At 70.0% G+C, this 19,681-nt stretch carries 18 protein-coding genes; 8 read left to right on the forward strand and 10 right to left on the reverse strand.

The features are described from left to right. The first annotated feature begins 299 nt into the window (after window positions 1-299). On the forward strand, window positions 300-1,469 hold the full coding sequence (locus AMYNI_RS0103005) for an acyltransferase family protein (RefSeq protein ID WP_084628246.1): 1,170 nt from the start codon (window positions 300-302) through the stop codon (window positions 1,467-1,469). Window positions 1,470-1,654: 185 nt separating this feature from the next. Further along, window positions 1,655-2,851, forward strand: coding sequence for an arylsulfotransferase family protein (locus tag AMYNI_RS43440; protein ID WP_245573859.1), 1,197 nt, complete (start codon window positions 1,655-1,657; stop codon window positions 2,849-2,851). A 57-nt stretch (window positions 2,852-2,908) separates the two neighbouring features. Here AMYNI_RS43440 and AMYNI_RS0103015 read toward each other — a convergent pair whose 3' ends face one another. The 3 genes from AMYNI_RS0103015 to AMYNI_RS0103025 form a co-directional block, all read right to left on the reverse strand. Then, a complete protein-coding gene (locus AMYNI_RS0103015) occupies window positions 2,909-3,595 on the reverse strand; it encodes a sulfotransferase family protein (RefSeq protein ID WP_020666489.1) in 687 nt (228 codons plus the stop codon). 62 nt (window positions 3,596-3,657) lie between these two features. Beyond that, the gene (locus AMYNI_RS0103020; RefSeq protein ID WP_020666490.1) at window positions 3,658-4,413 is read right to left on the reverse strand and encodes an inositol monophosphatase family protein; all 756 of its coding nucleotides are present in this window, start codon (window positions 4,411-4,413) and stop codon (window positions 3,658-3,660) included. A gap of 222 nt (window positions 4,414-4,635) precedes the next feature. Next, window positions 4,636-5,472, reverse strand: a complete 837-nt coding sequence (locus AMYNI_RS0103025) for a class I SAM-dependent methyltransferase (RefSeq protein ID WP_020666491.1) — start codon at window positions 5,470-5,472, stop codon at window positions 4,636-4,638. 147 nt (window positions 5,473-5,619) lie between these two features. Here AMYNI_RS0103025 and AMYNI_RS43445 point away from each other — a divergent pair, with 147 nt between their 5' ends. Further along, window positions 5,620-6,660 carry an alpha/beta hydrolase family protein gene (locus AMYNI_RS43445; protein WP_020666492.1) on the forward strand — a complete coding sequence of 347 codons (1,041 nt, stop codon included), beginning with the start codon at window positions 5,620-5,622 and terminating at the stop codon, window positions 6,658-6,660. Window positions 6,661-6,694: 34 nt separating this feature from the next. Here the strand turns inward: AMYNI_RS43445 and AMYNI_RS0103035 are convergent, their stop codons facing one another. The 4 genes from AMYNI_RS0103035 to AMYNI_RS48795 all read right to left on the reverse strand — a co-directional run bounded on the left by AMYNI_RS0103035 (window position 6,695) and on the right by AMYNI_RS48795 (window position 10,314). Further along, on the reverse strand, window positions 6,695-7,909 hold the full coding sequence (locus AMYNI_RS0103035; protein ID WP_026359986.1) for an SGNH/GDSL hydrolase family protein: 1,215 nt from the start codon (window positions 7,907-7,909) through the stop codon (window positions 6,695-6,697). Window positions 7,910-7,987: 78 nt separating this feature from the next. Further along, window positions 7,988-8,659, reverse strand: a complete 672-nt coding sequence (locus tag AMYNI_RS0103040) for a hypothetical protein (protein ID WP_020666494.1) — start codon at window positions 8,657-8,659, stop codon at window positions 7,988-7,990. Then, the gene (locus tag AMYNI_RS0103045) at window positions 8,659-10,161 is read right to left on the reverse strand and encodes a glycosyltransferase family 2 protein (RefSeq protein WP_020666495.1); all 1,503 of its coding nucleotides are present in this window, start codon (window positions 10,159-10,161) and stop codon (window positions 8,659-8,661) included. The genes AMYNI_RS0103040 and AMYNI_RS0103045 overlap by 1 nt, the downstream gene beginning before the upstream one ends. Window positions 10,162-10,176: 15 nt before the next feature. Next, window positions 10,177-10,314 (reverse strand): hypothetical protein, encoded by a 138-nt coding sequence (locus AMYNI_RS48795; protein WP_157357232.1) that lies wholly within the window; start codon window positions 10,312-10,314, stop codon window positions 10,177-10,179. A gap of 234 nt (window positions 10,315-10,548) precedes the next feature. Between AMYNI_RS48795 and wecB the strand changes: the two genes are divergently transcribed. The 5 genes from wecB (at window position 10,549) to AMYNI_RS0103075 (ending at window position 18,491) form a co-directional block, all read left to right on the forward strand. Beyond that, a complete protein-coding gene (wecB, locus tag AMYNI_RS43450) occupies window positions 10,549-11,769 on the forward strand; it encodes a non-hydrolyzing UDP-N-acetylglucosamine 2-epimerase (protein WP_051116264.1) in 1,221 nt (406 codons plus the stop codon). A 1-nt stretch (window position 11,770) separates the two neighbouring features. Further along, window positions 11,771-13,510 carry a DUF2334 domain-containing protein gene (locus AMYNI_RS0103060; RefSeq protein ID WP_026359988.1) on the forward strand — a complete coding sequence of 580 codons (1,740 nt, stop codon included), beginning with the start codon at window positions 11,771-11,773 and terminating at the stop codon, window positions 13,508-13,510. A gap of 177 nt (window positions 13,511-13,687) precedes the next feature. After that, the gene (locus AMYNI_RS43455) at window positions 13,688-14,779 is read left to right on the forward strand and encodes an EamA family transporter (RefSeq protein ID WP_020666498.1); all 1,092 of its coding nucleotides are present in this window, start codon (window positions 13,688-13,690) and stop codon (window positions 14,777-14,779) included. A 59-nt stretch (window positions 14,780-14,838) separates the two neighbouring features. Continuing rightward, the gene (locus tag AMYNI_RS43460; protein ID WP_020666499.1) at window positions 14,839-16,884 is read left to right on the forward strand and encodes an ArnT family glycosyltransferase; all 2,046 of its coding nucleotides are present in this window, start codon (window positions 14,839-14,841) and stop codon (window positions 16,882-16,884) included. A gap of 29 nt (window positions 16,885-16,913) precedes the next feature. Next, the gene (locus AMYNI_RS0103075; protein WP_040406440.1) at window positions 16,914-18,491 is read left to right on the forward strand and encodes an outer membrane protein assembly factor BamB family protein; all 1,578 of its coding nucleotides are present in this window, start codon (window positions 16,914-16,916) and stop codon (window positions 18,489-18,491) included. A gap of 37 nt (window positions 18,492-18,528) precedes the next feature. Here AMYNI_RS0103075 and AMYNI_RS0103080 read toward each other — a convergent pair whose 3' ends face one another. The 3 genes from AMYNI_RS0103080 to AMYNI_RS0103090 form a co-directional block, all read right to left on the reverse strand. Next, a complete protein-coding gene (locus AMYNI_RS0103080; protein WP_020666501.1) occupies window positions 18,529-18,834 on the reverse strand; it encodes a hypothetical protein in 306 nt (101 codons plus the stop codon). Window positions 18,835-19,048: 214 nt separating this feature from the next. Beyond that, a complete protein-coding gene (locus tag AMYNI_RS0103085; protein ID WP_020666502.1) occupies window positions 19,049-19,444 on the reverse strand; it encodes a hypothetical protein in 396 nt (131 codons plus the stop codon). Window positions 19,445-19,489: 45 nt separating this feature from the next. Then, complete coding sequence (locus tag AMYNI_RS0103090) at window positions 19,490-19,672, reverse strand: YegP family protein (RefSeq protein WP_020666503.1); 183 nt, start codon at window positions 19,670-19,672, stop codon at window positions 19,490-19,492. Window positions 19,673-19,681 lie beyond the last annotated feature (9 nt).

Raw genomic sequence — 19,681 nt, forward strand, 5'->3', positions numbered from 1 at the left:
TCCCGCAAGGCGAAGTGGCAGAGTTTCGACAGGTACGTCCGAATTCACCCGAATGGCCCTAGGGTGCACCTAGATGACCATGGCACAGTTTCTCGGCAGAGGCCCAGAAGCTTCGTGACACGTAGTTTTTCTGGGGAATTGCTTCGCCGCGTGCGTAGTATCCACTGGGGGATCGGTTCGCACTCGTGGTAATCCACGCGCGACCATCCACGTCTCACCCGTCTCTCCTCATCCGGGTTACCAACGCGCCTGCCAAAAACACCGGCGCGTTCTTCACGACAATTGAGTTGGGGATATCCATGCCAAAAACAGATAGCACCGGCGTATCGACGACGGCCAGACCGACCGGCCGGCAGCCCGGCTTGGACGGACTGCGCGGCCTCGCCGTGCTGCTCGTCGTCCTGTTCCACCTGGATGTGATCAAGTTCGGCTGGCTGGGCGTCTCCCTGTTCTTCGTCCTCAGCGGCCATCTCATCACCCGTGTTCTGCTTTCCAGACCGGAACGAAGCAGGCTCGCCCGCGCCAAGGACTTCGCACGAAACCGGCTGATTCGACTCGGGCCGATGTACTTCCTGTGCGTCGGAATCGTCACCGTCGTGGCACTGGCCGGCGGCTACACGGCTGTCACGAAGAACGTGGCGTGGCTGTGGACGTGGACCGCCAACCTGCGCCCGCTCTTCCCCGGGTTCGGCCCCGGCGGATTCCCTGGCACCGTTCCCATGTGGTCGCTCGGGGTGGAGATTCAGCTCTATCTGTTGTGGGCGATAACCGCACTGCTGCTGCCCCGGCACTGGTTCCGCTGGATGGTGGTGGCGCTGGCCATCGGCGGCCCGCTCGTGCGAGTGCTCAGTTACCTGCTGTTCGACTCGGCCGGGGTTCCGGACCAGTTCCTGCTGCTCGCGGTGTACATGTCGCCGCTGACCTACCTCGATGCCTTCGCGATGGGCGCCTGCACGGCGTTTCCCGAGGTCAGGGCCTGGCTCGCGCGGTTCGGCAAGGTGCTCTTGTCCGTCGCCGTGGCGGGGCTCGCCGGGTTCATCGGCTACGTCGTGCTGAGCACCGGGAAGGTGACCGAAGACCTCGGCTTCCCGGTTCTGTTCCGGCAGTACGAAGGGTGGGTCTGGCAGTACTGGCTGGTCGCGTTGCTGTTCGCGATGGCGGTCTACTACGCCGGGGAGAGCACCAGGCTCCAACGGCTGCTGTCGGTGCGACCACTGGTCAGGCTGGGACATATCTCGTACAGCTTGTACCTGCTGCACGCCAGCGTGATCTTCCTCTTCACCGAACTGTGGATGACGGACTACACCCCGTGGAGCCTCGGCGGGCTGGCGGCAGCGGTCGGCGCGTTCATCGTCTCGGTACTGCTCGCGGAACTCACCTACCGTTTGATAGAGACACCGTTCCTGCGACTGAAACGGCGTTCGCTGGTACTCACCGTGCCCGCTAGGCCGAAAGAAGCCGCGGTTTAGTCCGGCACAACCCGGTCACTGCTCGCGCCCGCCCGGCAGGGTGGACGCGAGCAGTCGTCTGTGCCAGACCGCACTGGACGAAATCGCCAGTGACTGAACAGGTCTTTGAAGGGATTGACAGAAAGAACCGAAAGCTCGTTGAACATGGAAAGAAGATCTTGACGAGAACGAATTGAGGGCAACGCATGCCAGAAATGGATCGCCGCAAGGCGCTGCGCCGGCTCGGCCTGATCGGAGCGGCGGCCGGGGCGGGTGCGGCTGGCCTGGCCACGGGGTCGGGATTCGCCGGTGCAGCGGAGAAACCGGGTGCTTCGGGATTCGCCGCGTCCGTCCGACCAGCCGGACGGGCCTCGACCACGCTCGAAATACCGCAGATGACCGTTCTAGTTGACCGGCCGGAAGCCGCCCCAGGCCTGATCTACTACAACGCGGACGGAATGGTCATCGCCGATCGACACGGTGTGACGAAGAACTTCCTCGCCTCGCCGAAGATCTGCAGCGATTTCCGGCCGCAGACCTATCAGGGCCGGCGCGTGCTGACCTGGTGGGAACAGGGGGACAACGACCTGAACAGCGGCGGGACGCTGCACCGCGCCGACCTTTCCTTCACCGTCGAGGACGAGATAACCGAGTTCGGCGCCTTCCGGCCGGGGATGCACGAGTTCGCGATCACCCCGCAGAACACCGCGCTGCTCACGATCTACCAGCGGATTCCCTACGATCTGAGGCCGGTCGGCGGCCCGGCGGAGGGCTTGCTGACGGACTCGCTCTGGGTGGAGGTCGACCTCGCCAGCAGGCAGGTGCTGAACCAGTGGCGGGCCAGTGACCACGTGCCGATCACCGACACCTACGCCCGGCTGCCCACCGATCCCGCCGAGTCCTTCGACTACTTCCACATCAACTCGGTCAGCCCGGATGTGGACGGGAACATCCTGATCTGCGCCCGGCACACCTCGGCGATCTACAAGACCGACCGCCGCGGCCACCGGCTGCTCTGGACCATGGGCGGCAAGAGCAGCGACTACCGGGTCGACGGCGACGCCTCGTTCAGCTGGCAGCACGACGCGCAGGCGGTGGACGCGTTCACCATCCGGCTGTTCGACAACGCCAGCGACGGCACCGCGGTGGATCGCCCGCACAGCAGGGTGATCTGGGTCCGGCGCGACCCGTGGACCAAGAAGGTCAGCCTGGTCCGCGAGTGGATACACCCCGAAGGCGTGTCGAGCTACGCCATGGGCAACGCGCAGAAACTGGCCAACGGCAACACCTTCGTCGGCTGGGGCAGCTCGATGCGGGTGTCCGAGGTCGACCGCCGCGGCAGGCTGGTCTTCGACGCCACCCTGCCCGACCTGTGCTACCGCGGGTACCGGTTCGCCGACTGATCAGCGAACGAGCCCGGCTGCCGGAGCCGCGGTTCCGGCAGCCGGGCGCTCGCACGGCTAGCTCGCGGCGAGCGGCCCCGGCGCGCCCGCTCCGCTGAGGATCTTCCCCACCACCTGCGGCATGGAGTCGGCATCGTTGACCCGGGGGAAGTCGCCGTCCGGCACGTCGACGCCGAGGAACTCGCACAGCGGTGCCCAGCCCTGCCGCACCTCGAACACCAGCAGCCGCTCCGGTTCGATGACCCGCGCGACCTCGGCGTTGTGCTCGGCGAAGGTCTTGATCGCGTACTCGGCCTCCTCGAACCGGTCGGCGAAGGTGCGGTGCCAGATCATCTTGCTGACCACCCGGTGCAGCCGGTCCAGCCGCTCGGCGACCTCCGGATGGGCCGCGGCCTGCTCCTCGTCCCCCTGCACGGCGAACTTGTACAGGGTGTTGTACGTGCTCCGGTACCAGGCTTCGGCCTCGCGCACGGTGAGGATCACCTTGGCCTCGGGGTAGGCCCGCGCGATCTCCTTGTAGTACGCGGTGCTCGGCCAGTCCACTGTGGACTGATAGCCGTCGAAAACGCGCGACCAGTCCGGGCTCTGCCCCTCCAGCACGATTCGTTCCCAGTGCGCGAGATGTTCCGCGTCACCGAGGACCTCGAACATGTGGTAGCAGGGGCCGAAGCCGAGCTGCTCCAGCGCGACCTTCAGCGAGGTGGTGCCGGTCCGGCCGAAACCGGCCCCGATGATCTTCACCATGACAACTGCTCCTTTCGGCGGGATGCCGCCCCCATGTACGGATAACGGCCGTCCTGAGCGGGTCAGCGGGACTTCTCCACGCCGATCCGGTCGAGCGTGCGGCGCAGCAGGTCGGCGATGTCCGGATGGCACACCAGCAGGTCCGGCAGCCACGGGTCGGGCTGGTTGTACCGCAGCGGGCTGCCGTCCACCCTGGACGCGAACACCCCGGCGGCCTGCGCGACGGCGATCGGCGCGGCCGAGTCCCATTCGTACTGCCCGCCCGCGTGCAGGTAGGCATCCACCTCGCCGAGCAGCACCGCCGCGATCTTCACCCCGGCCGAGCCGAGCGGCACCGTCTGCGCGCCGAGCTCGGTGGCCAGCTCGTCCACGAAGGCGGGCGGCCTGCTGCGGCTCACCGCGATCCGGATCGGGCCGGCACCCCGGACCGGCACCGGCGGCGGGTCGTCCGTGCCGAGCACGACCCCGCGGCCCGGCAGCGCGATCGCGCCGGCGATCAGCCGCTCGCCCTCGGCCAGTGCGACGTGCACCGCCCAGTCCGGCCTGCCTTCGCCGAACTCCCTGGTGCCGTCGAGCGGGTCGACGATCCACACCCGGCCATTACCGGCCACACTGCCATGCTCGGAGCGCACCGCGTCGCCGGGCCGTGCCCGCGCCAGCTCGGCGAGCAGGAGCTCGTGCGAGGAACCGTCTCCCGCGTCACCGAGTGCGGCACCGGTGGGCGCGCCCGGTGCGTCGCGCAACCGGACCAGTCCCTCTCCGGCCGCCGCGGCCAGCGCGCGAGCCAGTCCGTGGTCGGTCGGTCGATCGTCGGTCATAGCCCCGCCTCCGCGCGAGTCCGCCGGCGTACGGCGCGCTCCCCCATCCGTCCGCCGCGGACCGGCACGGCCACGGGCGGTTCGTCACTTTGATCACCTTCGCACGAGCGAGCCGGCATCGACAACCTTTCCGACGTTTCTTTCGCAGGTCGAGGCGCATTATCGGGCCTGCGGAAAGAAGGCGGAAAGGGTCCACTCCGGAGCTGGGTGTCCCGGCGGGAATCAGGCCGCGGTACCGGGCCAGCTCAGGGTGACCAGCGCGCGCCCGGACGAACCGAGATCGGGCGGCAGGCTCGGATCGACACCGCGCTCGCGCAGCGCGGCCGCCACCTCCGCGGTGGCCGAGGCGGGCAAGCACAGCCGCCGCCGGGTGACGTCCACCAGATCGGTGATCCCGGCGTGCTCCGGCCGCGGCGGGCGGTTCCAGCGAACCACCCGCGGCCGGATGCCCAGCTCGGTCAGTGCGGCCACGCAGTCGTCCGCGGTCGGACCGTCCGGGCGGGTGATGCCGTGGAAGCGCTGCCACAGCGGGTTCAGCTCGACCAGCGGATGGCTCGCGGCCAGTTCCAGCACCACCCGGCGGCGCGCGCACCCGGTCAGCGCGGTGACGAACGGCCCGAGGTCGGGCACGTTGTAGACCACGTTCCCGCACAGCACGACGTCCGCCACCCCGGCCCGCTCCGCCTGCTCCGGCCACCGGCCGGGCACCAGCCGGTGCGCCAGACCGAGCCGCCCGGCGCGTTCGGCGAAGGTCGCCAGCAGCGTTTCGTCCACGTCCACCGCGGTCACCGACGTGACCGGCGCCCGGCCGGCCAGCGGCAGGCTGCTCGCCCCCGCCGCCGCCCCGACGTCGAGCACCGTGCCCGGCCGGTCCAGCGCCGCGAGCGCCTCGGCGAACGTGGCCCCGGCCGGCTCGGCGATCTGCGCGTCAGCCCGCCGCACGAACACCGGCCGCGGCAGCACCCATGGCGACTCCTCGGCCCGCGCCAGCACCTCCGCCGGAATCACCCAGGCGGCGAGCTGCTCCGCCCACGCCGTCAACGCGCCCACATCGCCCATGCCGCACAGTGTCCCTCAGCGTCCATCAGCGTCCATTACGGCCGACAACGGTGCGCCCCCTAATCCTGAAGGCTGACCCGGGACTCAGGGACGGGATCGGGGGCGTTCCCGATGTGCCGGGCCGCCCTGGACGGCCAGGCTGGGCGCATGAAAACTCGCACGCTGTCCGCGGTACCGGTGACCGGGCCCGGCCGTGACGCGCACTTCCCGGTCCGGCTCGCGCTCCCCCGCCCCACCGGCCCGTTCCCGGTCGGGCTGAGCACGCTGCACCTGCGGGACGACACCAGGGCCGATCCGCAGGCGCCAGCCCGGCGGCGCGAGCTGACGGTCTCCCTGTGGTACCCGGCCAGGGCGCGGACCGGCTGGCCGGCGCCCTACCTGAGCGTCCGGGAGTCGGCGGCGCTGATCCGGCTGCTAGACGCGCCGGGAGTGCCGGCGGGCGCGCTCACCCGGACCAGGACGCACGCCAGGCTGGACGCCGGGCCGCTGGGCCTGCGTGCCCCGCTGGTGCTGCTCTCGCCGGGTTTCCTGATGCCGCGCGGAACCCTGACGTCGCTGGCCGAAGACCTGGCCAGCCGCGGCTACGTGGTGGCGGGCATCGGCCACGAGCCGGCCGGGACCGCCTTCCCCGACGACCCCGCCATGGTGACGATGGACCGCGCCGCCGACGTGTCCTTCGTGCTCGACGAGCTGACCGGGCCGCGGCCGGTCTGGGGCGGCGGCAGGCTGATCGACGGCGATCGGATCGCGATGGCCGGGCACGCCGCCGGTGGCGACAGCGTGCTCCCGGCGATGCTCGGCGACCACCGGATCGGCGCCGGGCTCACCATGGACGGCCTCACCGAGGCTTCCACCGCCGGGGTGGACCGGCCGTTCCTGATGCTCGGCACACCGGGTAACCAGCCGGGCGGCGCGGACGGCGTCTGGGACCGCACCTGGTCCGCGCTGTCCGGCTGGAAGCGCTGGCTCACCGTGGACGGCGCCCAGCACCACACCTTCGGCGACACCGTGCTGCTGGCCGAGCAGCTCGGGCTGCACAGTGCGTACCCGCTGTCCGGGCCGTGGGGCGTGCAGATCACCAGGGTGCACCTCGCCGCGTTCGCCGACCTGCACCTGCGCGATCGCCCGCAGCCGCTGCTGAACGGGCCCGACCCGCACTACCCCGAGGTCCGCTACTGGGCCGCTTGAGCCGGGCCCCAGAGTCGGGCCCCAGAGCCGAGCCTCAGAGCCGGGCGAGGTCCACCGCGTCCGCCATCGCCTGGTAGCCGGCGTCCCCGGGATGCAGGTGGTCGCCGGAGTCGTAGGCGGGCAGCAGGCGCTGCGGGTCGGCCGGATCGCGCACCGCCAGGTCGAAGTCGATCACCGCGTCGAAGGCGCCGCTGGTGCGGATGAAGGTGTTCACCGCCTGCCTGGTGGCCTCCAGGGTTTCGTCGTAGACCATCCAGCCCTTGAACGGGGTGAGCGTGCCGCCGACCACCCGTATCCCGCGGGCGTGTGTCTGGGCGATGATCTGCCGGTACGCGGCGATGATCACGGCGGGGTCGGTCTGGTGCGGAGTCTGCTGGATGTCGTTGATGCCCTCCAGCACGATCAGCGTGCCGACGCCGCTGCGGCTGAGCGCATCCCCGTCGAGGCGGGCCAGTGCGTTGCGCCCGGACGGGTCGCCCGGCTCGTCGAGCAGCAGCCGGTTGGCGCTGATCCCGGCGTTGAGCACGCCGTGGCGACGGCCCTCGGCGATCATCCGGTCGCTGAGCAGGTCCGGCCAGCGCTGGTTGGCGCCTTCGGTGGAAGCGAACCCGTCGGTGATCGAGTCGCCGAGGGTGGCCACCGCCCGCGAGGTCGGGGCGCCCTGCACATCCACCCCCGAGACGTAGTGCCACGCCTTGGTCCGCTCCACGAAGGACGCACCGGACTCCTCGGCGGCGAAGTCGCCGGCGCGGGTGAAGAACGAGGTCTGCCGGGCGAGCGGGTGGTAGGTCACCAGTCCCGACGGCGTCGGCGTGTAGGTGGTGACAAGCAGGTCGCCGTCCTCGGGCACCCGCAGCCGCACCGGATCGCTGAGCACCTCCGCGCCGGCGGGCACCACGGTCGTGCCGGCGCCGCCGAAGGTCAGCTCGCGCATCGAGCCGGCGACCGCGCGCGGCCCGGACGGGTCCGCCGACACCGCCACGGTGACCCGGCCGAGCGTCAGCGGAGCGGTGCCGAACGCGTTGGACAGCCGGACCCGCACCCCGTGGCCGCCGACGCTGGTGTGCACCACGTTGCGGATGGAGTAGTTCGGGTAGCCGGCCTCGGTGCCGCGCACCCCCGCCGAAGGTGCCGTGGCCCAGGTGCCGATCCAGTTGGTCGAGGGGGTTGGCCCTGGTGCGCTGGTGGACACCGTGCCGAGGCCGACCGTGAGCACGATCGCCGTGCCGGCCGCCAGAAGTCGCCGCATGAGCGTCACACTGCTGGCGCCGCGGTCGGCACGGGACCGCCGTTCAGGTGAAGCCCCACCCGAATCCATTGTGGATGGTTATTGACTCACGGGTTTGGACAGTTCCAGAGTCGCCCCGTAAAGCGCCGTGTACAGCGAACTCGAGGTGAAATCCGGCCCGCTCTCCTCACCGAGGTAGACGTCGAGGTGACGTTCACCACCAAGACCCGGCGTGAACTCGTCCCTGATCTGCCACGAAGCCGCTTTCAGCCGCTCGCACACCTCCGGTTCGATCTGCGAGCCGTCCTCGGCCTTGCCGCAGCCGCTGATCCGCAGCTGCCGGCCCGCCTTCAGCACCGCGGGGTCGGTCGCGGCGGAGACGAACGGTTCCAGCGGGCGCCCGTGGCTGTCGCGCGCCGCGGTGTCCAGCCAGTAGCCGACGTCGTGCGACCAGTTCAGGTACTTCCCGGCGTGCCGTCCGCTGACGATGCGCCCGGTGCCCTCGTCCTGTACCGCGGTGACGAAACCGTCGGGATAGCTGCCAAGGTCCTCGTCGCCGTACTCGCAGTCGAGGCTGAGACAGCCGGTGACCTCGACCTTGTCATCGTCGTAGTTGGACTCGACGGCCGTGTAGTACACCGTCACCAGCCAGCCGTCGGAGCGCTCGGCTGCGCCCTGCTCGCCCTGCTCGCCCCGGAAGACGAGCAGCCCGGCGATCACCGCGACCAGCAGCAGGCCACCGATGACCCGCCAGTTCCACAACCGGTCCATCACACGCGCTCCATCGGCCGACGAGGATCCTGCGGATGTTGGATCGGCCTCGTCACCTGTGCGTCCACCAGGTGCGCGGCCGGGATCCCCTGCGGGGCGGTCGCCGGGGACCGCGGCGGCGGCGGAACCGGTGCCGGCGAGATCACAGCCGGTACCGGAAGCGGCATCGACGGAACCGGGGCCTGCGCCGCCACGAGCGGAAGCGGTTGCCCGCCGGTGCGGCCGTCCTCGGCGAGCCGTTCGGTCTTGGCCCAGGAGTTGCGCCCGCCGAGCAGCCGGAACAGCGCGCGCCAGGTGGCCACGATGCCCAGCGCCAGGAACCACGGGTACAGCAGCCCGGCGAGCAGGCAGCGGAACAGCCCTTCGTCACCGAGTCGGATCCGGTGCACCAGCGACCAGACCAGCCCGGGCAGGAACAGCAGGCCGGCCAGCAGTGCGGCCGAAGTGCCCACGGTGTCGCCGGTGGCGACCAGGCCGCCGAGCGAGTTCCCGGTCGCCATCGCGACCCCGGAGGTGGCGAGCAGGCCGACGAACAGGATCGACATCGGCACCGTCAGCCACGGCGAAACCAGGTACAGCAGGAAGTCGGCCAGCCCCGCGCTGCCGACGAACCGGGACGAGTTGAGGTGCTTGAGGTACCGGGCGCACTGCAGGTTCCCCTGCGCCCAGCGGGTTCGCTGTCGCAGCAGCCGCCCGACGTCGGTCAGTCCCTGCTGGGTCACCCAGGCGGATTTGGTGTAGCGCACCCGGATTCCGGACAGGTGCAGGCGCAGGCCGAGCTCGAGGTCCTCGACAAGGCAGGCCGACCACGGGCTGGGATAGAACTTCGCCAGCACGGAAAGCCGGGTGAACTGCCCGTTGCCACCCATGCCGACGCTGCCGACGAGGTCGCGAAGGGACTGCGAAGAGTCCGCGATCGCGCCGAACTCCAGATCCTGCAACAGGGCGAGCACCTTGCGGCGGTTGTGGATCCGCACCCGGCACTGCACCGCGCCGACCGAGTCCTCCGCCATCAGCGCCGCGATCTCGTCCAGCATTCCCTCGCTGCACCGGCCGTCCCCGTCGACCACCCCGACCACGGCCCGGTCCACCGTGCCCTCCTGCTGCGCGATCCGGAGTATGTAACGGAAAGCGGTGTTCAGCGACTCCCCCTTGCCCTGCCGGGCCATCGGCAGGTTCCGGCGCAGCACGTGCAGCCGCGGATCGGTGATGCCGGCCAGGATGTGCGGGGTCGCGTCATCGGAACCGTCGTCCACCACGAGTACCCGCACCGGAGTCCAGCGGGTGCCGGTGGTGAGCGCGTTGCGCACCGTATTGGCGATCACGCGCTCCTCGTTCAGCGCCGGGATGATGATCCAGAAGGGCACCGGGTCCGGTGTTCTTCGCACCCCACGGGGTGGCTGGGGAACCCGCCAGGCGAACGCGGCGAGCACCAGGTTCTGCACCGGCCACCAGATCAGCAGCGCCATCATGATCATGGTGGCCACGGTGAGGTTCTGCATCGTTCTTCCTTCCCCCTACTTACCGATTTCCGGCCGCGCCACGCGCAGGCGCAGCGAGCGCACGACGAGCAGTAGCACGGCGAGTGCGAAAACTGACAGGACCGCCCACGCGCCGACCGTGCCGGCCACGCTCACCCCGAGTACGGGAATCACCAACGGTCCCGTTCGAACTACCGACATTTTTCCCCCTAGGCAGCTGGTTCGGCGGTACGACGCAGCAACCGGGCGACCGGTTGCCGTTTGTTCGCACCAATTTCGCGGAACCGGCTCCCCCGCGGAACCGTCTGAGGCACAACGGAAACATCAAGAGCCGGGGGCAAACGCCTTGCTGTTCCGTGGTTTCTGTCGGGGGACTCATTTTTTCGTGCGATAGAGGGGCGATCATCGATGGATCAGAGACGTTCGCCGGTGCCGGGGCACCGGCCCGTGGTATGGCTCGTGGTGGGCACCCGGCCGGAGGCGATCAAGCTCGCACCGGTCGCGGACGCGCTGGCAGAAGGGGGCCGGATGCGGCCGGTGGTGGTCGCCACCGGGCAGCATCCGGAAATGGTGGGCCAGGCGCTGGCCGCCTTCGGCCGCACGGCGGACGCCGGTCTCACCGTCGACCGGCGGAACGGCGGGCAGCCGGAGCTGCTCGCCCAGCTGATCACCGCGCTGGACGGGCTCGCCGCGCAGTCCCCGCCGGACGCCGTGCTCGTCCAGGGGGACACCACGACCACGCTGGCGGGTGCGCTGACCGCGTTCTGGCGGCGGATCCCGGTGGTGCACCTGGAAGCCGGCCTGCGGTCCTTCGACATGGCCGCGCCGTTCCCGGAAGAGCTCAACCGCCGGATGGTGACCCAGGCAGCGGCGCTGCACCTGGCACCGACCCCGGAAGCGGCCGGGAACCTGCGCCGGGAAGGGGTTTCCGGCGACGACATCCTCGTCACCGGCAACACCTCGGTGGACGCGATCCGCGCGGTCACCGAACGGGCACCCACCTTCGCCGACGGCGCGCTGGCCGAGGTGGTGGAGGACGCCACCGCCGGGCGGCACCGGCTGGTGCTGGTCACCGCGCACCGGCGGGAGTCCTGGGGCGAACCGCTGCGCGAGGTGCTGCGCGCGGTGGCCGAGTTGGTGACCCGCCATCCCGGGATCAGGGTGGTGCTGCCGGCCCACCCGAATCCCGAGGTGCGCCGGCTCGTGCACGACACGCTCGGCACCGAGGACCGGGTGCTGATCACCGAGCCGCTGGCGTACGAAGAACTGGCCGCGGTGCTCGCCGCGAGCACCCTGGTGCTGTCGGATTCCGGTGGCATCCAAGAGGAAGCGCCCACCTTCGGGGTGCCGGTGCTGGTGCTGCGCGAGGTCACCGAACGCGCCGAGGCGGTGCACGCGGGTTGTGCGCGGCTGGTCGGCACCGACCGCGAGCTGATCGTGGCCACCGCGTCCGAACTGCTCGTCGACCCGGCCGCCCGCGTGGCCATGATGAGCCGCGGCAACCCCTTCGGCGACGGCGCCGCGGCACGGCGAACCGAGCAGGCCGTGGCCAGGCTGCTCGGGCTGGCCGCGGCGGCACCGGACCAGTTCCGCGTCGCGGACCTGGCGACCGTCTCGGGTGGGGTGTGACATGAGCAGAACCAAGGGACAGCGAGGATCTGGCCGTCGCCGGCTGCGTTCGCCCGCCGGCTTCCGGTTGAGCGTGATCGCCGTGGTGGTCCTCACCGGGCTGGTCACCCTGATCATCCAGACCAGGCCGCCGAACGTGCTGCTCGCCTCCGCGGCGGCCGCGCCGGTGGCACTGACCGACCGGCTGCCGATGACCGGCGTAGCAGGCAATCCCGGCCCCGGTGGCGATCCCGCCCAGCACACCCTCGTGCTGTACGACGCGGGTGAACGCGAGGCGCCCAGCCCATTGGCCGACGGGGGCGAAGCCGCTACCGCCGAGGCGTACGCGATGTACACCGCGAACCTGGTGTCGCGTTCGGGTGCCTGGAAGATGCGCGCGGCGGCGGACTACCAGGCCGGTGAGATCGGCGGCTACCAGGCGGTGGTCTACGTCGGCACGATCCCGGACGCACTGCTGCCGCCCGCGCTGCTCGCCGATTTGGCCGCCGCGAAGGTGCCGGTCGTCTGGCTGGGCGAGAACGTGGACAAGCTGTTCGTGCACGACCCAGGCATGGCCGCCCGGCTAGGCTGGCAGCCCGCCGGTCGCGTGCTGGTGCCGCCGGCGAACGTGCGGTACAAGAACGTGATGTTGACCAGGAACCCCCAGTCCGGCGGGTTTCCCCTGCTGCGCGTGGACAACGCGGAGCTGACCGAGGTGCTCGCGGAGGCCGTGCCGGCGGAGGGGCCGGGTACGCCGTGGGCGGTGCGTTCGAGCGGGATCACCTATCTCGCCGAGGCTCCTTACTCCTTTGTGGACGAAAGCGACCGGTATCTCGCGGCCGCGGACATCCTGCTCGGCACGCTCGCCCCGGAAACCCCGGAGCGGCACCGGGCACTGGCCCGGATCGAGGACATCGGCCCGCGCACCGACCCGGAGCAGATCCGCCGGATCGCGGACTTCCTCGGCGGGCAGGGCGTCCCGTTCTCGATGGCGGTGTACCCGTACTACGTGGATCCGCGCGGTTCGGCCAACGGCGGACGGCCGACCTACGCCAGGCTGGTGGACAGCCCGGCGCTGGTGGACGCGCTGCGCTACGCCACCGACCGTGGCGGCTCCCTGATCATGCACGGCTACAGCCACCAGTTCGAGGAGCGGGCCAACCCCTACGACGGCGCCAGCGCGGCGGACTACGAGTTCTACACCGCGATCGTCGACGAGAACAACGCGGTGGTGGAGACCGGCCCGGTGCCGGGTGACTCGGCCGAATGGTTCCGGGAGCGGATCGCCACCGGGCTCGGCGAGTTCCGCCGGGTCGGCCTGCCCGAGCCGGACATCTTCGAGTTCCCGCACTACGGCGGTTCGGCGGTGGACTACAAGGCGGTCACCCCGATCTTCGCCGCCCGGTATGACCAGGGCAGCTACTACGCCGGCTACTGCCCGCGCGGCGAGTGCGGGTCGACCGCGGTGTCCTACAACGAGAAGCACGGCCAGTACTTCCCGTACCCGGTGCGGGACGTGTACGGCGCGGTCGTGGTCCCGGAGAACCTGGACCACGTGGCACCGCAGGCCTTCAACCAGCATCCGCCGCGGCTGCCGCAGGACCTGCTGGACGACTCGAAGCGGGCGAAGGTGGTGCGAGACAACGTCGCGAGCTTCTTCTTCCACCCGTTCCTCCCGCTGGACAACCTGCGGACACTGGTGGACGGCCTGCGCGGCCAGGGCTACCAGTTCACTTCGGCCAGCGAGGTCGCCCGCGGCTGAGCAGCACCCGCCCCGATCGAGCCCTAGGTATCGAGCCCAATGTGACGTTTGGCCAATAGAACACACCGAACGTCACATTGGGCTCGTACGGGCAGGCAGATCGTGAAGGTGGAGCTTCACGGAGTGGTGAGAATATTTGCGATAGACCTTAGCGATCGCCGGCCCAAGACTGGCGATATGTCTCTCGATCAGGTACCGCGCCTTCGCCCCTCGGGCGGGTTCGGCCGCTTCCGGCCGCCGGCGCCCGTGCTGGTGCTGTGCAGCGTGCTGAGCGTGCAGTTCGGCCAGGCGTTCGGCAAGAGCCTCTTCGGCACCGTCACCCCGTCCGGAGTGGTCACCCTGCGGCTGGGGCTGGCCGCGCTCCTGCTGCTGGCGATCTACCGCCCACGGCTGCCGCGGGACCGGGTCGAATGGCCGCTGGTACTGGGTTTCGGCACCGCCATCGCCGGGATGAACCTGATCTACCTCGCGCTGGCGCGGCTGCCGGTCGGGGTCGCGATGACCGTGCAGCTGCTCGGCCCGCTGGCCGTCGCGCTGGCGGCGTCCAGGCGGCCGCTCGACTTCGTCTGGTCCGCGCTCGCCGTCGGCGGGCTGCTGCTGTTCATGCTGCCCGGCACCGATGTCGGCCGGCTCTCGCCCGCCGGTCTCGCCCTCGCGCTGCCGGCCGCGGTCGCGATGGGCGGTTACGTGCTGCTCAGCAAACGCGCCGGGACGCGGTCCGCGGACGGGTCCGTGCTCGCGCTGGCACTGGTCTGGGCCACCCTGCTGTGGGCACCCTTCGGGATAGTCCACAATGGACCCGACCTGCTCCGGCCCGGCACCCTGCTCTTCGGCCTCGGCGTCGCCGTGCTGTCCGCGGCCCTGCCCTACTCCCTCGAACTCGCCGCACTGCGCGAGCTCAGCCCGCGCGTGGTCGGCATCCTGCAGAGCCTCGAACCCGCGGCGGGCGCGGGCGCCGGGTTCCTGGTGCTCGCCGAAACCCTGACCGGCACCCAGCTGGGCGCGATGGGCTGTGTCAGCGCCGCCGCGATCGCCGCGGTGCTCACGTCACGGGAACGGCGCAGCCTCGCCAGAAAAGTACCAACTGGCAGATACCCATGGAATCCCGCCGCAATACGCCGCGCTTTTCGGCGCTCCTCAGCGTCGGATCGTCCCGGAAGAACCTCTCCATCCCTTTTGCGCCTCGACCCCCTCGTGAATGACTCACAAGATCCCAATCCGGTGGGACCGGGAGCTCATGACTGCGGGAAACCGCCACGCGACTCTTAGTAGGACCGGGGCCTGCGCACGGCCGGGCGGTCGAAAACTCGAAACAGGAGGGCGTCGCCATGACCGCAGCCGCGCATCCCATCGGAGCGGCGCCGGAACCACCCACGACGGAACAGCCTGAACGGACCCGACGGCAGCGGGTCGCGCTCGGCGCGATCCTGCTGCTGGCGCTGGCGGTGAACGGCTGGGGCATCGCCTCGGCAGGCTGGGGCAACGCGTTCTACTCGGCCGCGGTCAGGTCGATGTCGGAGAACTTAACCAACTTCGTCTTCGGCGCCTTCGACCCGGCCGGTGTGACCACAGTGGACAAACCACCGATGGCGCTGTGGCCGCAGGTGTTCTCCACCTGGATCTTCGGCTTCCACGGCTGGTCGCTGCTGCTGCCCCAGGTGCTCGAAGGCGGTGCGGCGGTGTTCCTGCTGCACCGCACGGTGCGCCGCTGGGCCGGCGAGAACGCCGCCCTGCTGGCCGCACTCGCGCTGGCGCTCACCCCGATGGTGGTGGCGGTGAACCGGTCGAACCTGCCGGACGCCCTGTTGCTGCTGCTGGGGGTGGCCGCCGCCTACGCGCTGACCAGGGCGCTGGAGCGGGACATCCCGGCCAGGAGCGCGACGAAGTGGTTGCTGCAGGCGGCCTTCTGGGTCGGCTGCGGGTTCGTCACGAAGATGGTGGCCGCCTGGATGATCCTGCCCGCGCTCGCGCTGGCCTACCTGGCCGGCCGCAACGCCGGCTGGGGCCGCAAGCTGCTCGACCTCGCCGCGGCGGCGGTGGTGCTGCTGGTCAGCTCGCTGTGGTGGGTCGCGCTCACCATGGTGTGGCCGGGTGCGAAACCGTTCATCGGCGGCAGCACCGACGGGACCGCCTGGGACCTGATCACCGGCTACAACGGCCTGGGCAGGCTGCTCGGCCAGGAGGAGGGCGCGAGCTCCAGCGGTGGCGGGGGCAGCTTCTACGGCGGCGACCCCGGCCTGTTCCGGATGTTCGGCACCGGCAACGGCGGTCAGATCAGCTGGCTGATCCCGCTGTCGCTGTTCGCACTGGCGGTGCTGGCCGTGGCCGGGCTGGCGCACCTGCGCAAGCGTTTGCCGGCGGACCGCCCGTACCTGGCGGGCTGGCTGCTGTGGGGTTCCTGGCTGGGCGTGATCGCGCTGGTGATCAGCTACCAGAAGGGCGGTTTCCAGCCGTACTACACCAACCAGCTGGCGCCCGCGATCGCCGCGCTGACCGGGGCCGGGCTGGTGGTGCTGTGGCGGTACTACCGGAAACCGGCGGGGGCGAGTTGGCTGCTGCTGCCGGCCGGCATCGCGCTCACCGCGTGGTGGGCCTGGGAGCTGATCTCTCGTGACCTGTCGTGGCACGGCTGGCTTCGCTACGCGGTGGTGGCGGCCGCGGTGCTCGCGGTGGCCGGGCTGGTGCTGGCCAGGCTCGGTACCGGCCCGGACGCACGGGTCACGGCGGCGGTACTGGTCACCGGGCTCACCGCGGTCCTGCTCGCCCCCGGCGCGTGGTCGGTGGCCAAGGCATTCGGGCCGGACCAGGCGTTCGCCGCCGGGGGCACGATCAGTGCCGGGCCTCCGCCGGCCGGCTCGACCGGCGGCACACCCGGCGGGCTCACCGGGGAGCAGCTGTCCACCACGATGCGAACCGGTGAGCTGCCAAGCGGCCGCCGGGTCGGTGCCGCGGACCTGTCCGCCGAACAGGTCGCCATGCTCGACTACGTCACCAAGAACGCCGGTAGCGCGAACATCGCGCTGGCCTTCGAAGGCGGCTCCATCGCGGCGTCCACCTACATCATCAACAGCGACGCCACCGTCATCGGCATGGGCGGCTTCGTCGGCAGGGACGCGGTGCCCACCGTGGACCAGCTGGGCCGATGGCAGGACGACGGGCAGCTGGCGTTCGTCTTCGGCAACAACGCCAAGGCGCCGACCGATCCCTTCGGCGGGAAAATTGTCGCGGAAAGGGTGGCATGGGTGCGACAGCATTGCACTCCCGTGCCGGCAAGTACGTACGGCGGAAATACCGATCCAGACGCTTCTCAGCTTCGGGTTCCCAATTTTCTCGGCGGCAACGCGGACACGTTGTACAACTGCCTCCGCCGATGAACGACACCAAGGACTGTGAGAATTTGATCATGGAGAAATTCGGTAGGAATTCGCGCCTGCTCGGCCTCGTCGCCATCGCGCTGCTGCTGAGCGGTTCAGTGGCTTCCACGCATCCCTGGCGGGCGGAATGGTCGACCTGGCAAGGTGATAAAGCCGGGTCACGGCACAACCCGGCCGAATACCGGATCAACCCGGTCACCGCCGGAAAGCTCGAACTCAAATGGGCCTTCGGCTATCCGAAGACGCAAGGGCCGCCCAAGAGCCAGCCCGCCCTTGTCGACGGCAAGGCCTACTTCGGCAGCCCGGACGGCAAGTTCTACGCCACCGACGCGAAGACCGGGGTGACGAAGTGGACCTTCGACCTGGCCTCGGTCGGCGGCGGCCCGGCAGTGGTGCTGGACAGCCCGACGGTCGCCCGCGGCAAGGTCTACTTCGGCGACGACCGCGGCTACGTCTACGCACTGGACCAGCGCACCGGGAAACCGGTGTGGGCCAAGGACTTCGACGAGCACCCGACCGCACGGCACACCAGCTCGCCGCTGTACCACGACGGCCGGATCTACCTCGGATCGTCCAGCGGTGAGAACGACAGCACCGACAAGAACTATCCGTGCTGCACCTTCCGCGGCCACCTCGACGCCATCGACGCCGAAACCGGCGAGCGGGCCTGGCGGTTCTACACCATGCCCGAGCCGAAGCCGAACGGCAGCTGGCCGAGCGGCGCGACCAGGTACGAACCCGCCGGCGGCGGGGTGTGGAGCAGTCCGGTGATCGACGAGCGGACCAACACGGTCTACGTCGGCACCGGCCAGAACTACAGCGGCTCCGGCGGCGACTTCGACAGCCTGCTCGCGCTGGACGCGCGCACCGGCGGGGTGCGCTGGAAGCAGCAGGTGACCAGGTCGGACACCTGGCGCGCGCTGTGCATCAAGCCGGACACCGACGGGTACTGCCCCGGGTTGAAGGACGGCACCGCACTCGACTACGACATCGGCGCCACCCCGAACATCTTCCGGGTCAACGGCCGCACCATGGTCGGTATCGGCCAGAAAAACGGCGTCTACCACGTGTTCGACGCGAAGACCGGTGAGGTCGTCTGGCGCCGGCAGCTGTCCGAGCCAGGGCACGGCGCCGGGGTCTCCGGTGTCCAATGGGGCAGCAGCTACGACGGGGAGAAGCTGTACGTCGCCTCATACTACGGCAATCCCGGCACCCTGTTCGCGCTGGATCCGGCCAACGGCGACATCAAGTGGCAGACGCCCAGCCCGGCCAACGGGTGTTCCTGGGGCGGTGCCGCCGCCCATCCGGACATCTGCACCTTCGCGCACGCCCCGGCGGTCACCACCAGCCCCGGCGTGGTCTACGAGGGCGCGAACGACGGCAAGTTCCGCGCCTATTCCGCGCAGACCGGCCAGGTCCTCTGGGAGTACGACACGGTTCGCGACTTCGCCGGGGTGAACGGCGTGACCGGGCACGGCGGCGCGCTGGCCGGCAGCGGCGGCGCGGTCGTCTCGGACGGGATGGTCTACGTGCAGTCCGGCTACTGGCCGATGTACCCGAGCGAGCACGGCACCGTGCTGCTCGCGTTCGGCCTGCCGAGACGCTGACCAGCGCTGACTGGTGAACGGCGGCGACGGAAACGATTCAGGCGCCGAGCACGTCGTCCTGGCCGTAGAGCCAGCCGATCCCCTCCCAGAACCCGTCGCGCAGCGCGGCACCGCCGGGGCGGGGGTTGAACTCGGCCCGCCGCGCGGTCCAGATCTGCAGGTCGGCGGCGACGCGTTCGCGCCGGGCCCGTCGCCCGCGATGCTGTTCGGAATCGAGCCAGCAGCAGATCGCGACGCAGCCGGACCACGCGCGGGGGAAGTCACCCGCCGCGGCCGCGGTGTTCACCTCGGCACGGGCCTTGTGGTAGCTGCGACGGTCGAACACCTCGATGACAGCCAGCACGGGGTCGTCCTTCCTCTCGGCGCGGCCAACCTTTGCCGGACAGCCGGGATGGGCGGAACTTCCCGGACCGGACGCGACAGGTGTCAAGACTGCCACCCCGGCGCGCTGACGGCGCGCCCTGCGAAGCGGCAGTTCCGCAACATCCGGTGAACTCCGGTGCACAACACCGGCCCACCAGCGCCTGATCAGGATTTCGGGACAGACCTCCTGGTGCCTACTCGCCCGACAGGAAGCGGGTGAACCCGGTGAAACGAGGTGTGATCGTGAAGGGGAACTCTTCGCCGCCGGCGGCCGGGAACCCTTCGCGCACGGCCGCACTGGGCCGCCCGTAGATCTCGAACCGCTCCACCGTGCAGTGCTCCATGACCTCGCGGATGTACGGATCGGACAACCGCCAGTGAGCAAGAATGGACTCCGAGTCACGATAGAGCTGGAAGCTGTGCGCCAGCAGCCGGTCCTCGTCGATGAAGACCTCCACCATCAGCTGCGGGCCGTGCTCCTCGACGAACTCCACCGCCTGCCGGATGGCCTCCCGGAAGCCGGCGAGGTGGCCGTCTTTGATCCGCATGGTGTTGTGGAACAGGATCGGGGCGTCTTCTGGTGCGTCCATGGCCCCGATGCTCACACCTCCAGCGCGCTCGAGGTCAAGGCCGGTTCAGCCGGTCTTGTCGTCGATCTCCGCCGCGGCGGCCGCGCGTTTCACCGCCTCCACGCCCTTGGTGACGGCGGCCTTGGACTCGTAGGCCTCACCGGTGGCGACGACCTCGCCGTTGCCGGCCTTGAGCCGGAACCGGAACTTGTCCGCCTTGTCGTTGTAGATCTCGAACTTCGCGGCCATGGTCAACCT

It is taken from the genome of Amycolatopsis nigrescens CSC17Ta-90 (assembly GCF_000384315.1).
Lineage (GTDB): Bacteria > Actinomycetota > Actinomycetes > Mycobacteriales > Pseudonocardiaceae > Amycolatopsis > Amycolatopsis nigrescens.